This is a genomic window from Actinomadura sp. KC06 (assembly GCF_004348735.1).
Lineage (GTDB): Bacteria > Actinomycetota > Actinomycetes > Streptosporangiales > Streptosporangiaceae > Spirillospora.
This window is the reverse complement of the sequence record NZ_SMKT01000036.1, coordinates 49958-63322: the sequence shown is the minus strand read 5'-3', so window position 1 is coordinate 63322 and position 13365 is coordinate 49958. Positions and strand designations below refer to the sequence as shown.

Sequence of the window (13365 nt, the reverse complement as noted above, 5' to 3'; positions counted from 1 at the left end):
GGTCGGCCGTGGGGCGGGGGCGGGGTGGACGGGTTTCGGACAGCCGGGGCGAGCTGATCTTTTGGCGGGATTCGCTAACGTCGCAGGTCAGAGGGTAGTTTTGCAGTGCAAAATCATATGTTGCAAAACTGGCGCGAGGCTTGACTGAGCCCATAACCTCCGGGCTACCGGCACGGAAATCCGGTTACTGGCTCTCTGGGCTTGGTGAGGTCCGAATGCACGATCTGCTGGGCCGCCTCACTCCCGCGAGTGGCCCTGGGGCGCCGCCGTCCACCACCTACGGGACGGGCGCCGCGTACAGCGTGAACGTCCCCTTCCGACGCCGCGCCCAGACCGCCGGAGCCGCCCGGTTCCGGAATCGTCACGAGGAGTACCCCCATGATCGGTAGATTCACGCGCGCCGTCGTGACCGTCACGGCGCTCGGCACGCTGGCCGCGACCGCCGCGTGCGGCGTCGACTCCGGCGACTCGTCCGGCGACGGCGACGGCGCGTCCGGCGGCAAGGCCAAGGCGCTGAAGGTCGGCTGGTCGACCATCTACCTGACGCCGTCGTGGATGCAGCAGACCGACAAGATGATCAAGGACGATGTCGCGAAGCTGAAGGGCGAGGGCAAGGTCGCCGACTACAAGGTGTTCAACGCCAACGGCGACACGTCCCAGCAGATCGCCCAGATCCGCGCGATGATCCAGCAGAAGTACGACGTCATCCTGGTGGACGCCGGGTCGTCCACGGCGCTGAACCCGGTGGTGGAGCAGGCCGTCGGCGCCGGGATCACGGTCGTCAGCTTCGACAGCCTGGTCACTTCCCAGAAGGTCGTGCGCGTCGGCACCGACCAGAAGGAGTGGGGCCGGATGATGGGCCAGTGGCTCGGCGACAAGCTGGGCGGCAAGGGCAAGATCATCGCGTTCAACGGGCCGGCGGGCGTCGCGGTCAGCGAGGAGCGCTGGCAGGGCGCCGAGGAGGCGCTGAAGAAGTACCCCGGCATCAAGGTCGCCGCGAACGTCCACAGCGAGTACAACCTGGCCCCGGCGGCGCAGGCGTTCGCGTCGGCGTACTCGGCGAATCCCGATATCGACGGTGTCTTCTCGCAGGGTGGCGCGCTTTCGGCGGCTGCGCTGCAGACGCTGGTGAAGCAGAAGAAGAAGCTCGTCCCGATCACCGGTGAGAACTACAACGGGTTCCTGAAGCTGTGGCAGCAGCACACGAAGGACGGGTTCTCGTCGTTGTCGACGGCGCAGCCCAACTACCTGGGTGTCATCGCGCTGCGCGCGGCGGTGGCCAAGGCGGGCGGCGCGACGGTGCCGAACCAGATCATGGTTCCGCTGCCCAAGATCACCGATGAGAACCTGGCGCAGTACGTCAAGCCGGACCAGCCGGACGACTCCTACCCGATCCAGGAGCTGCCGCAGCCCGAGATCGACAAGCTGATCGGGAAGTGACGATGGCGCTTCTGGCCGTCGAGCAGGTCTCGAAGTCGTTCGCGGGCAACCGGGTCCTCGATCAGGTGAGCTTCGACGTCCGGGCGGGCGAGGTGCTCGCGCTGGTGGGCGAGAACGGGGCCGGGAAGAGCACGGTCCTGTCGCTGGTCACCGGGCTGCTGGCGCCCGACTCCGGGCGGATCTCCTACGACGGTGAGCCGCTGCGTTCCTGGTCGCCGCACCGGGCCCGCGAGGTCGGGATCGGCTCGGTGCACCAGGAGCTCAGCCTCAACCCGCACCAGACCGTCGCGGAGAACGTGTTCCTCGGGCAGTGGCCGTCGCGGCGCGGGCTGATCCTGCGCCGCGACCTCGCCCGGCGGGCCCGGCCGCTGCTGGACCGGGTCGGGCTGGACGTCGACCCGCTCACCCGGGCCGGGCGGCTGCCGCTCGGGCAGCAGCAGCTCGTCGAGCTGGCCAAGGCGCTCGCCTCGGACCCGCGGCTGCTGATCCTGGACGAGGCCACCTCCGCGCTGGACGACGACCAGGTCAGAAGCGTGTTCGCGGTCGTGGACGAGCTGCGCGCGGCCGGCTCGTCCGTGATCATCGTCAGCCACCGGATGGGCGAGCTGTTCGCCGTCGCCGACCGGCTGACCGTGCTGAAGGACGGCGAGGTCATGGCGACCCGCGAGCGCGCGGAGACCGACCATGACGACATCGTCCGGCTGATGATCGGGCGGGAGCTGTCCGACCTGTTCCCGCCGAAGGCCGGGCTGAGCGGCGCGGACCCGGACGAGATCGCGGCGATCCCGTCCGAGCAGGAGATCGCCTCCGAGAAGGCCGCCGCCGCGAAGGACGCCGGAGCCGCTCCGAGCGGCGAGACGGTGTTGCGGGTGCGAGGGCTGACCGTCCCGGACGCCTGCGAAGGCGTCGACCTCGACCTGGAGCCCGGACGGATCATCGGCCTCGGCGGGCTCCAAGGACAGGGGCAGCGGGCCGTGCTGCGGGCGCTGTTCGGGCTCGTCCGGCACACCGGCCGGATCGAGCTGGACGGACGTCCCGCCCGCCTCGCCTCTCCGCGCGAGGCCATCCGGCACCGGATCGCCTACGTCCCGGAAGACCGGAAGGTCGAGGGGCTGCATGTGGCGCAGACCGTCCGCGCCAACCTGGCCCTGACCAACCTCGACGTGGTGACGCCCGGCAGGCGGTTGCTGACCGTCGACCGGGGCGCGGAGGCGCGGCTCGTCGAGGATCTCGTCGAGCGGATGCGGATCAGGGTGACGGGCCCGGAGCAGGAGGCCCGCAGGCTGTCGGGCGGCAACCAGCAGAAGGTCGCGCTGGCCCGCTGGCTGCCGTCCCGGCCGCGGATCCTGCTGCTGGCGGAGCCGACCCGCGGCATCGACGTCGGCACCAAACGCGAGATCTACCATCTGCTCCGCCGGCTCGCCGACAGCGGCGTGGCGGTGCTGATCACTTCTGGGGACACGATGGAACTGGTCGGCCTGTGCGACGAGGTCGCCGTGATGTACGAGGGCGCCGTCGTCGATCGGCTGGCGGGGGACGACCTCACCGAGGAGCGGCTGGTCCGCGCCTCCGTCACCGGGACGGTGGCGCATGACTGAGCAGTCCGTGACCGCGCGGCGCGCGGCGCCGGGCCGCGGGGGCGGGGACGGGCGGTTCGGCGGGTTCCTGCGCCGCAACCTCGACGTCACCGGCCTGTGCGCGCTGCTGGTCATCCTGCTGGCCGTGTACAGCCAGTACGACTCCGAGCTGTTCACCCCGTCGTCGATCACGATCCTGTCGGCGCAGTTCCTGCCGCTGATCCTGGCGGCGATGGGGCAGAGCACGGTGATGCTGGCGGGCGGCATCGACCTGTCGCTCGGGGCGGTGCTGGCGCTCGCGATGGCGGTGTTCGCCGTCCGCGCGGAGGACGGCGTCGTGGTCGCCGCCGTGCTGGCGCTGGCGGCGGCCGTGGCGACGGGCGCGGCGAACGGCGTGCTCGTCGCGTACGCGGGGCTGCCGCCGATCATCGTGACGCTGGCGGCGTCGTTCCTGTGGGGCGGCGTCACGCTGGTGGTGCTGCCGCAGCCGGGTGGGAGCGTTCCGGCCGGGCTGGTGGACGCCTACAACAACGGCTGGAACGGGATCGCGCTGCCGTTCGTGGTGGTCGGGGTCGTCCTGCTGCTGTGGAAGACGGTCCGGACGACGAGGTTCGGGCTCTCGCTGTACGCCGTCGGCGGCAACGAGCACGGCGCGTACGCCAGCGGGATCGGCACCCGGACGGTGAAGATCGGCGCGTACGGATTGGCGGGGGTGTTCGTGGGCCTTGCCGGAATCGGTCTCGCGATCCAGACGGGGTCCGGCGATGCGACGATCGGGACGCCTTACACGTTGAACTCCATAGCCGCCTCGGTGCTCGCCGGGGTCAGCTTCTTCGGCGGCGTGGGGCAGATGCGCGCCACCGTGCTGGCCGCGCTGCTCATCGGGCTGCTGACGAACCTGCTGCTGTTCACCGGACTGTCGCCGTTCTACCAACTGATCATGCAGGGGGCGGTGCTCATCGTGGCGATCGCCGTGAAGACGTTCGCGACCCGCGAGAGGACGGACTGATGACCGCGCTACCGCGCACCGCCGCCTCGTTGCCCCGGACGCTGAAGGAGAACCGCGCGGTCTGGGCGTTCGGCGTGCTGGTCTTGACGTGGCTGGCCGCGATCCTGTTCGCGAAGGGCTTCGACAGCGTTTCCAGCTTCCGCTACCTGGTGCAGACGGCCGCGTTCCTCGGCATCGTCGGCGTCGGCCAGACCCTCGTGGTCATGATGAGCGGCATCGACCTGTCGGTGTCGGGCGTCGTCGCCCTGTCGGCGGTGGTGTGCGCGCAGGTCGCGTCCGAATCGGGCGGGACGGCGGGCATCGCCGTGGCGCTCGCCGCGAGCATCCTCGTCGGGCTCGCCAACGCGGCCGGGGTGACCTGGCTGCGGGTGCCGCCGATGGTGATGACGCTGGCCACCGGCACGATCGTCGCCGGGGCGCTGCTCGTCTACACCGACGGGTCGCCGAAGTCGGCGAAGGTGGCGCTGCTGGGGTCGCTCGCCAACGACCGCGTTCTCGGGGTGCCGCTCGCGTTCGTCCTGTGGATCGGGATCACCGCGGCCGCCGCCTGGCTGCTGCACGCCTCCCGGGTCGGACGGTACGTGTTCGCGCTCGGCAACGGGGAGCGGGCGTCCCGCGCGTCCGGCGTCCCGCTCGCGCGGACCGCGTTCATCGCCTACGGGACGTGCTCGCTGCTCGCCGGGGTGGCCGGGCTGGTGCTGCTCGGGTTCACCTCCACCAGCTCGCTGACCATGGGCAACCCGTACCAGCTGCTGTCGATCGCGTCGGTCGTGCTCGGCGGGACGTCCATCCTCGGCGGGCGCGGGCATGTGCTCGGCACGGTCGCCGGGGCGCTGCTGCTGACGCTGCTCACCGCGCTGCTGGCGTCGTGGAACATGTCGGAGGGCGTCCGGCAGATCGTCCTGGGGCTGCTCATCATCGGGTTGCTGCTCGCCTACGCGCGGGAACGGCGGTCGTAATGACGGCATCGGGGGAACTGCTCAAAGATCTGGTCGGCATCGCCAGCGTCAACCCGCGCGGCGGGCCCGTCGGGCCCGGGCTGGGGGAGGCGGCGGTCGCCGGGTACGTCCGCAACTGGCTGGCGGCGCGGGGCGTGCGGGCCGAGCTGCGGGAGGTCCTGCCGGGACGTCCCAACGTCGTCGCGACCGTGCCGGGACGCGACCCGCGCTTCGTCCTCCTGGAGTCGCATCTCGACACGGTGGAGACCGGCGGGATGTCCGTCGACCCGTTCGCCGCGACGATCCGGGACGGCCGCCTGTACGGGCGCGGCGCGTGCGACGCGAAGGGGCCGCTGGCCGCGTTCATGCTGGCCACGGCCGAACTCGCCGCGGCGTCGGCGGCCGGGGACCCCCCGCCGTTCGGGGTCGTCCTCGCCGGGGTGATGGACGAGGAGCACGCCTACCAGGGCGTCCTCGGCCTGATCTCCGACCTTGACGGCCCCGGCGGCGAGCAGGTGGCGGGCGCGGTCGTGGGCGAGCCGACCGATCTGGCCGCCGCCGTCGCGCACAAGGGCTGCGTGCGCTACACCGTCCGGGCGCTCGGGACGGCCGGGCACAGCTCCCGCCCGGACGAGGCCGTCAACGCGGTCACCCTCATGTCCCGCGTCATCGACCACCTCGACCGCGTCTCGCCGGGCGTCCCGCCGCACCCGCTCCTCGGGCCGGCCACCCGGTGCGTCACGCGCGTGCGCGGCGGCCAGGGGCCGAACACCGTCCCGGGCCGCTGCGAGATCGACGTCGACCGCCGCACCCTCCCCGGCGAGGACCCCGTCGACGTGTGGCGCAAGGACAGGGAGGAACTGACCGCCCTCATCCCCGGCCGCATCGAGGTGGACGAACCGTTCACCGTCGACTACGCGCTCGACACCCCCGCCGCCAGCCCGGTGCCGGCCGCGCTGTGCGGGGCGCTCGCGGCGGCCGGACGGGACGCGTCCGTCCGCGGGATGCCGTTCGGCACCGACGCCAGCAAGCTCGCACGCGCCGGCATCCCGTCGGTCGTGTTCGGCCCCGGCTCGGTGACGGACGCCCACTCGGCCGACGAGTCGGTGGCCCTCGCCGACGTCGACCTGGCCGCCCGCCTCATCGTCGACACCGTCCGGTCCATGAGCACCGGCGGCTCGACGACCATCGACGGGGGGCGCGGGTGAGGCTCACGCAGCACATCGACCTGGTCGGCAGCGGCGCGGCCGGGTTCGACCTCACCGGTCCGCTGGACTGCCACGTCTACCTGGTGCGGGGCTCGCTGGCCGCGGCGCTGATCGACGCGGGCGCCGGGCCGTCCGCCGGGCTGCTCGCGCGGCGGATGACGACGGCGGCCGGGCCGGAAGGCGAGCGCCACCTGCTGCTGACGCACGGGCACGCCGACCATGCGGGCGGCGCCGCGGAGCTGGCCGAGCGGGTGCCGGAACTCGCCGTCCGGGCCGGGTCCCCGGCGGACGAGTGGATCGCGTCCGGCGCGGAGGAGCTGCTCAGCGTCGATCGCGGGAAGGCTTCCGGTGTGTATCCGGCGGACTACGCCTTCGCGGCATGCCGGGCGGTGCGCCCCATCGCGGACGGGGAACGGATCGATCTCGGCGGCGGGGTCGTCCTCACGGCCATCGCCACGCCAGGCCACGCCGACGGCCACACCTGCTACCTCCTGGACGCGCCGGAAGGGCGGGCGCTGTTCTCCGGCGACTGCGTGTTCACCGGCGGACGCATCTCCCTGCAGAACCTGCACGACACGCGGGTCCCCGAGTACGCCGCCAGCCTGGAACGCCTCGCCGCGCTGGAGATCGACATGCTGCTCCCCGGCCACCACGAGATCTCCCTGGCCCGCGGCGGCCGCCACCTGGCGTCCGCCCGCGACGCCCTCACCCGCGGACTGCTTCCGGAGAGCACCACATGAGCCACGACATGGGCGTTGACGGAACCCGGGCGGCGAAACCCGCGGCGCGGAACCAGTCGTCGTCGCTGCGCCGCGCGCTCGCCGTGCTCGACCACGTCCGCGACCACGCCGACGCCCGCGGCGTGTCCCTCACCCGGATCGCCGATGACCTCGGCATCAGCAAGAGCACCGTGCTGCGGCTCGCCGCGCCGCTCATCGACGGCGACCTGCTCACCCGCGACCGCGAGACGGGCTGGTTCCGGCTCGGGCACGGCGCGCTGCGGCTCGGCCAGGCGTACCTGTCGTCGCTGGACATGCGCTCCGTCGCCGCCGACCCGCTGCGCCGGTTGCAGCACGTCGTCGGCGAGACCTGCCACCTCGTCGTGTACGACGCGCCGGACGTCGTCTACATCGACAAGGTGGAGAACGAGCACAACGTCCGGATGGCGTCCCGTGTCGGGATGCGGATGCCCGCCTACCGCACCGCCGTCGGGAAGGCCATCCTCGCCTGGCTCGGGGAGGACGACGTCCAGGACGTCATCGACGCGGGCCTGACGCCGCGCACCGAGCGGACCATCACCGACCCGGCCCGGCTGGCCGCCGAGCTGGAGCGGGTCCGGCTGTCCGGGTACGCCGTGGACGACCGGGAGAACGAGCCCGAGGTCCGCTGCGTCGCCGCGCCGATCTTCGACCACACCGACCGGGCGGTGGGGGCGCTGAGCGTGTCCGGGCTGACGTCCCGGATGACGCCGGCGCGGGTCAGGGAGGTGGGGCCGATGGTGGAGCGGACGGGCCTGGACATCTCCCGCGTGCTCGGCTCGTCCCGCCCCCGCCGGCGCGCGGGCCGCCTGGAGATCCGTCCCGACATCCGGCCGGAGAGCCGTTCCGAGAGCAGAGCCGAGAGCAGAGCCGAAAGCCGAGCCGATCGCGGTACCGAGAACCATGGAGGAGGGAATCTGCCGTGACCAGCCTGACCATCCCCGCCGAGTACGTCGACTGGCGGACCAAGGGTTTCTTGCAGCCGGACGCGCCCGTCGCGTTCGAGGAGTTCGCCGCCGCCCGCCACCAGCTGTTCGGCGGCCCCTTCACCTGGCCGGTGATGGTCGCGCGGGAGTCGGCGCTCAAGCACAACATCGCCGCGCTGGCGTCGTTCTGCGCCGCGCACGACCTCGCGTTCGCGCCGCACGGCAAGACGTCCATGGCCCCGACGCTGTTCCAGGCGCAACTCGACGCGGGCGCCTGGGGCATCACGGCCGCGACCGCGAACCAGGTCCTCGCCTACCGGACGTTCGGCGTCCCCCGGATCCTGCTCGCCAACGAGCTGCTCGACCCGACCGCGCTGCGCTGGCTCGGCGACGAGATCGGCCGCGGCCTGGAGTTCCTGCTGTACGCCGACTCCGTCGAGGGCGTCGCCGCGATCTCCGCGGCGGCCGGGGACCGTCCGTTCCAGGTGCTCGTCGAGCTCGGCCACCGGGGCGGGCGGACGGGTTGCCGCACCGTCGAGGAGCTGACCTCGGTCGCCCGCGCCGTGACCGCCGCGCCCGGCACCGAGCTCGCCGGGGTCGCCGGATACGAGGGCGGGCTGCCGGACGTCCCCGCCGCCGGCGCCTACCTCGGCCTGCTCCGCGACGCCACCGCCGAGCTGTCCAAGGCCGGGCTGCTCCCCCGCGACGTGATCGTCACCGCGGGCGGCAGCGCCTACTTCGACCAGGTCGCCGAGCAGCTGTCCGGCGCGTGGCTGCCGGGCCACGAGCTGACCGTCATCCTGCGCAGCGGCGCCTACGTGTCCCACGACGACGGCATCTACACGCAGCGGACGCCGTTCACCCGCATCCCGGGCTCGCTGGACGCCGCGCTGGAGATCTGGGCGCAGGTCACGTCCGTCCCCGAACCCGGCCTCGCGATCGTCGGGATGGGCAAGCGGGAGGCGCCGTACGACGCCGGGCTGCCCGTCCCGCTGCGGCTCCGCAGGCGGGACGGGACCGTCCACCCGGCGGGCGGGCTGCGCGTCACGGACACCAACGACCACCACGCCTACGTGACGGTCGACGGCCCCCCGCCGCGTCCGGGGGACCTGCTGTGCTTCGGCATCTCCCACCCCTGCACGGCCTTCGACAAATGGCAGGTCATCCCGGTCGTCGACGACGATGAGACGGTGACCGACCTGATCCGCACCTATTTCTGACCGGCTTCCGATTCGACACGGCCCTTCCGACACGTCCCACCCGACACGGACTTGAGAGGACCATCATGATCCCCCGCTTGGCGCCGGGCTGCGCGCTGACGTCGACCGGAGTCGTCGCGGTCGTGCGCGGCACCCGCGCCGGCCGCGTCGCCGACGTCCTGGACACCCTCGCCGACGCCGGCGTCCGCTGCCTGGAGATCACCCTCAACACGCCGGGCGCGCTCGCCGAACTGCGCGCGGCGCGGGACCGGCTGCCCGGGGACGTCGAACTCGGCGCCGGGACGGTGCGCACCGCCGCGGACGCGTCCGCGGCCGCCGGTGCCGGGGCGTCCTTCCTCGTCGCGCCCGACACCAGCGCGGAGGTCGCGGACAAGGCGGGGGAGCACGGCGTCGCCTACTTTCCGGGCGCGCTGACCCCCGGCGAGGTCGCCCGCGCCTGGGAGCTCGGCGCCACCGCCGTCAAGGTGTTCCCGGCCAACGCGCTCGGCCCGCGCTACCTGCGCGACCTCGCCGAACCGTTCCGCGACATCCCGCTGCTGCCGACGGGCGGGATCGGCCCCGACACGGCCGCCGGCTACATCGAGGCGGGCGCGGTCGCGGTCGGCGCGGGCGGCTCCCTCATCGGCGACGCCCTCGACGGCGGCTCCCTGACGGAGCTGGCCGACCGGGCCGGACGGCTCCTCGCCGCCGTGGAGGCCGCCCGATGACCGCGGCGGAGCGCCACTGGCCGGACGGGTCGCGGGGATCGTCGGACGGCTCGTCGCCGGACGGCTCGTCGTCGGAAGATTCGGGGGCGTCCTCCCGAGGGCGCCGCCCGGAGCCGGAGCCGGGCCCCGACCTCGTCACCTTCGGGGAGACGATGGCGCGGCTGGAGAACCCCGTCGTCGGGCCGATGCGGCATGCCCGCACCCTCGACCTCGGTGTCGGCGGCGCCGAGTCGAACGCGGCGATCGGGCTGTGCCGCCTCGGCGGGACGGCCGCCTGGTTCGGCCGCGTCGGTGACGACGAGTTCGGCCGCCTGATCACGACCGTCCTGGCGGGCGAGGGCGTCCGGCTGGGGCACACCGTTGTGGACCGGTCCGCGCCGACCGCGCTGCTGTTCAAGGAGCGCCGGTCGGGGACGCTCACCCGCGTCCAGTACTACCGGACGGGCAGCGCCGGGTCCCGGCTGCGTCCGTCCGATGTCCCCCACGATCTGATCCGTTCGGCGCGCGTGCTGCACGTCACCGGGATCACCGCGGCGATCAGCGGCACCGCCCGGCAGGCCCTCGACGACGCGGTCGAGACCGCGCGGGACGCGGGCGTCCCCGTCTCGCTCGACCTCAACTACCGGCGGGCCCTGTGGACGCCCGCCGAGGCCGGCGAATGCCTGCGGAACCTCACCAAACGCGCTGACCTCGTCTTCGCCACGGAGGAGGAGGCCCGGCTGGTCGTGCCAGGCGACGAGGCCGCGGACGAATTGGCGGGGCTCGCCGCGTCCCTGGCCGCCCTCGGCCCCCGGGACGTCCTCATCAAGCGCGGCGCCGCGGGCGTCGTCGCGTTGTGCGAGGGCCGCCTGCACGTCCAGCCCGCGCACAGCGTCCCGGTCATCGACCCGGTCGGCGCGGGCGACGCGTTCGCCGCCGGGTACCTCGCCGAGTTCGTCCGGGGACGTCCGGTCGCCGAGCGCCTCGACACGGCCACGGCCGCCGGCGCCTACGCCGTGACCGTCCGCGGCGACTGGGAGGGCCTCCCCAGCCGCGCGGACCTGGATCTGCTGAAATCAGCCGAAGACACCGTCACCCGCTAATTCATCAAGGAGACAGACATGGGCAAGCGTGAACTCCGGAGCTCGGCCGCGCCCGCGCCGCTCGGCACGTATTCGCAGGGCCTGGTGGCCGGCGACTTCGTCTACACGTCCGGCATGGGCCCGATCGACCCGAAGACCGGCGAGGTCGTCGGCGCGGACGTCGCCGAGCAGACCCGGCAGGTCCTGGCCAACCTGTCGGCGATCCTCGCCGAGCACGGCCTGGGCCTGGACGACGTCGTGAAGTCGACCGTCCATCTGCAGGATCTGCACCGCGACTTCCCCGCCTATGACGAGGTGTACCGGGCGCATTTCAACGAGCCGTACCCGGTGCGCACCACGGTCGGCTCCGACCTGATGAACATCCTCGTCGAAATCGATTTCGTGGCTTACAAGAGGAGCTGATGGACTCGTCGCTCTACGTCCTGGTGGAGGATCTGCACGGCGGTGTGGACGCCGCGCAGATCCTCTCCCACGGCGTCTCGTCCATCACCGTCGGCGCCGCCTATCACCGCGCCCGCGACGTGACACCCCGCGGACGCACCCGCGTGACCCTGCGCCACGACGGAATCCATTTCCCTCCCGGCGACCTGTTCGACGGGCTCCGCCTCGTCCCGCCCGTCCAGCGGAACGCCGAAAGGGAACCTCTACGCGCCCTCCGCGAACAGACTCGCGAGCTGGGCGTTCCTCTGCACGGCTGGGGCGTGTTCTTGCATAACACCACCCTCGGCCTGGCCTTTCCGGACGTCACCCAGGAGAACTGCTTCGGCGATCGTGCCGCGCCCGCCGACCTGTGCCCGTCCAACCCGGACGTCCGCGCCTACGCCGTCGCGCTCGGCCGCGCCATCGCCCGCCAGGGAATGGACTCGGTCGTCACCGAGTCGCTCCATTTCGGGACGTTCGGGCACGGCTACCATCACGAACGCTCATTCGTCGACCTCGGCCCGGCCGCCGAATTCGCTTTGGGCCTGTGCTTCTGCCCGCACTCGCGGGGCCGCATTCCCCTCGCCGAAAAGGCGCGGGACGCCGCGTCCCGGCTGACGGCCTCCGTTCTCGACGGCGGCCCGCCCGCCGAAACGCTCCCCGCCGTCCTTGAGGACTACGCCCGCGCCCGCACCCCGATCGTCACGTCGCTGGCCGCCGAGGTCGCCGAGGCCGTGGCGGACGAAGGCTCCCACCTCACCTTCCTCGACCTGACCGGCGCCGTGAAGGGCTACGCCGACGGACGTCCCACGGGTGCCCCGGCCGCCGACTCCGCCTGGCAGATCGGCGTGGATCCCGGGGCCGTGAGCGAGGTCGTCCCGTCCTACGCCATCCTTTGCTACGCCCGCGACGAGGCCCGCACAGCCGAGGACGTCGCCGCCTACCGAACCGCGCTCGGCCCGCAGACGACGCTCCGAGCCGTCCTGCGTCCCGGGCTTCCGGACACGGAGTCGGCCGAGCATCTGGCGGCCAAGGTCAAGGCGGCCCGCACGTCCGGCGCGGACACGGTGGACTACTACCAGTACGGCTTGGTCCCGTTGCCGACCCTCGCCCGCATCCCGCGCTGACTGTTCGAACACCGCACGGACCCCGGCGGCCGATCTTGGACACGGCGCCCCCCTCCACCGGACGTGCGGTTACGGTGAGCCCCGGACAAGAGGACTTCTCCGTACGGGAGCGCAGCGTGACCTACGACGAAATCCCGGACGACATCCCCACCTCCGCACGCGTCTACGGCTGGTATCTCGGCGGCAAGGACAACTACGAGATCGACCGGCAGTTCGCCCTGGCCCACCTGCCCGACTTCCCCGAGGGCCTGGACATCACCAGGGCGAACCGGCAGTTCCTCTACCGCGCCGTCCGCTACCTCGTCCGGGACGCGGGAATCCGGCAGTTCATCGACATGGGCTGCGGCCTGCCGACCGACAACAACGTCCACCAGGTCGCGCAGCAGTTCGCCCCGGACGCCCGCGTCGTCTACGTCGACATCGATCCCATCGTCCTGATCCACGCCCGCGCCCTGCTGGCCGGGGACGGCTCCACGACCGTCATCACCGCCGACATGCGCGACCAGGACACGATCCTGAACCACGACGACACGCGCCGCCTCATCGACTTCAGCGAGCCGGTGGCGGTCCTGTTCCTCTCCGTCGGCCACCACCTGCCCGACGCCGACGATCCGCGCCGCGTCCTGCGCACCATCCTCGACCGCGCCGCCCCCGGCAGCCACCTGGCGTTCTCCCAGGCCGTCACCGAGAACACCGCCCGCGGCGCCGACCTGCAGGCCCGCATGACCGGCGCCGGAATCCCCTGGCAGACCCGCTCCCGCGCCGAGGTCGACGCCCTCCTGGACGGCCTCGTCCCCGTCTCCCCCGGCCTGGTCGACGTCGGCGACTGGCGCCCCGACCCCGACCAGCCGCCGTTGGCCCCCGCCCCCGTCGAGGTCGAGCACTTTCTGGGCGCGTCCAAACTCAACCGGGACTTCCGCGAATACGGCGGCATCGTCCGCAAGCCGTGACAC

13 protein-coding genes are annotated in these 13365 nt (G+C 72.5%); all 13 read left to right on the top strand.

Annotated features, from left to right (window positions below):
- Window positions 1-378 precede the first annotated feature (378 nt).
- The 13 genes from E1287_RS14475 (at window position 379) to E1287_RS14415 (ending at window position 13362) form a co-directional block, all read left to right on the top strand.
- Window positions 379-1440 carry an ABC transporter substrate-binding protein gene (locus E1287_RS14475; protein ID WP_131965437.1) on the top strand — a complete coding sequence of 354 codons (1062 nt, stop codon included), beginning with the start codon at window positions 379-381 and terminating at the stop codon, window positions 1438-1440.
- A 2-nt stretch (window positions 1441-1442) separates the two neighbouring features.
- Window positions 1443-3038, top strand: a complete 1596-nt coding sequence (locus E1287_RS14470; RefSeq protein WP_131965436.1) for a sugar ABC transporter ATP-binding protein — start codon at window positions 1443-1445, stop codon at window positions 3036-3038.
- The gene (locus tag E1287_RS14465) at window positions 3031-4026 is read left to right on the top strand and encodes an ABC transporter permease (protein ID WP_131965435.1); all 996 of its coding nucleotides are present in this window, start codon (window positions 3031-3033) and stop codon (window positions 4024-4026) included. The genes E1287_RS14470 and E1287_RS14465 overlap by 8 nt, the downstream gene beginning before the upstream one ends.
- Window positions 4026-4985 carry an ABC transporter permease gene (locus E1287_RS14460; protein WP_131965434.1) on the top strand — a complete coding sequence of 320 codons (960 nt, stop codon included), beginning with the start codon at window positions 4026-4028 and terminating at the stop codon, window positions 4983-4985. Before E1287_RS14465 ends, E1287_RS14460 begins: the two co-directional genes overlap by 1 nt.
- A complete protein-coding gene (locus E1287_RS14455; RefSeq protein ID WP_131965433.1) occupies window positions 4985-6172 on the top strand; it encodes a M20/M25/M40 family metallo-hydrolase in 1188 nt (395 codons plus the stop codon). The genes E1287_RS14460 and E1287_RS14455 overlap by 1 nt, the downstream gene beginning before the upstream one ends.
- Window positions 6169-6912: an MBL fold metallo-hydrolase gene (locus tag E1287_RS14450; RefSeq protein WP_131965432.1), complete on the top strand. Its 744-nt coding sequence runs from the start codon at window positions 6169-6171 to the stop codon at window positions 6910-6912. The genes E1287_RS14455 and E1287_RS14450 overlap by 4 nt, the downstream gene beginning before the upstream one ends.
- An 8-nt stretch (window positions 6913-6920) precedes the next feature.
- Window positions 6921-7856 (top strand): IclR family transcriptional regulator, encoded by a 936-nt coding sequence (locus E1287_RS14445; RefSeq protein ID WP_131965431.1) that lies wholly within the window; start codon window positions 6921-6923, stop codon window positions 7854-7856.
- Window positions 7853-9076, top strand: coding sequence for an alanine racemase (locus E1287_RS14440; protein WP_131965430.1), 1224 nt, complete (start codon window positions 7853-7855; stop codon window positions 9074-9076). The genes E1287_RS14445 and E1287_RS14440 overlap by 4 nt, the downstream gene beginning before the upstream one ends.
- Window positions 9077-9141: 65 nt before the next feature.
- Window positions 9142-9783: a bifunctional 4-hydroxy-2-oxoglutarate aldolase/2-dehydro-3-deoxy-phosphogluconate aldolase gene (locus E1287_RS14435; RefSeq protein WP_131965429.1), complete on the top strand. Its 642-nt coding sequence runs from the start codon at window positions 9142-9144 to the stop codon at window positions 9781-9783.
- Window positions 9780-10865: a sugar kinase gene (locus tag E1287_RS14430; RefSeq protein WP_131965428.1), complete on the top strand. Its 1086-nt coding sequence runs from the start codon at window positions 9780-9782 to the stop codon at window positions 10863-10865. The genes E1287_RS14435 and E1287_RS14430 overlap by 4 nt, the downstream gene beginning before the upstream one ends.
- Before the next feature lie 18 nt (window positions 10866-10883).
- The gene (locus E1287_RS14425; RefSeq protein ID WP_131965427.1) at window positions 10884-11267 is read left to right on the top strand and encodes a Rid family detoxifying hydrolase; all 384 of its coding nucleotides are present in this window, start codon (window positions 10884-10886) and stop codon (window positions 11265-11267) included.
- Window positions 11267-12412 (top strand): hypothetical protein, encoded by a 1146-nt coding sequence (locus E1287_RS14420; protein ID WP_131965426.1) that lies wholly within the window; start codon window positions 11267-11269, stop codon window positions 12410-12412. Before E1287_RS14425 ends, E1287_RS14420 begins: the two co-directional genes overlap by 1 nt.
- Before the next feature lie 116 nt (window positions 12413-12528).
- Window positions 12529-13362: an SAM-dependent methyltransferase gene (locus E1287_RS14415; protein ID WP_207934214.1), complete on the top strand. Its 834-nt coding sequence runs from the start codon at window positions 12529-12531 to the stop codon at window positions 13360-13362.
- The last annotated feature ends 3 nt before the right edge of the window (window positions 13363-13365 follow it).

Bases quoted from the DNA above. Each gene is read 5' to 3' on its own strand.
- E1287_RS14430 (WP_131965428.1), top strand. From the start codon at position 9,780: ATGACCGCGGCGGAGCGCCACTGGCCGGACGGGTCGCGGGGATCGTCG.
- E1287_RS14455 (WP_131965433.1), top strand. From the start codon at position 4,985: ATGACGGCATCGGGGGAACTGCTCAAAGATCTGGTCGGCATCGCCAGC.
- E1287_RS14435 (WP_131965429.1), top strand. From the start codon at position 9,142: ATGATCCCCCGCTTGGCGCCGGGCTGCGCGCTGACGTCGACCGGAGTC.
- E1287_RS14470 (WP_131965436.1), top strand. From the start codon at position 1,443: ATGGCGCTTCTGGCCGTCGAGCAGGTCTCGAAGTCGTTCGCGGGCAAC.
- E1287_RS14475 (WP_131965437.1), top strand. From the start codon at position 379: ATGATCGGTAGATTCACGCGCGCCGTCGTGACCGTCACGGCGCTCGGC.
- E1287_RS14445 (WP_131965431.1), top strand. From the start codon at position 6,921: ATGGGCGTTGACGGAACCCGGGCGGCGAAACCCGCGGCGCGGAACCAG.
- E1287_RS14420 (WP_131965426.1), top strand. From the start codon at position 11,267: ATGGACTCGTCGCTCTACGTCCTGGTGGAGGATCTGCACGGCGGTGTG.
- E1287_RS14425 (WP_131965427.1), top strand. From the start codon at position 10,884: ATGGGCAAGCGTGAACTCCGGAGCTCGGCCGCGCCCGCGCCGCTCGGC.
- E1287_RS14460 (WP_131965434.1), top strand. From the start codon at position 4,026: ATGACCGCGCTACCGCGCACCGCCGCCTCGTTGCCCCGGACGCTGAAG.
- E1287_RS14465 (WP_131965435.1), top strand. From the start codon at position 3,031: ATGACTGAGCAGTCCGTGACCGCGCGGCGCGCGGCGCCGGGCCGCGGG.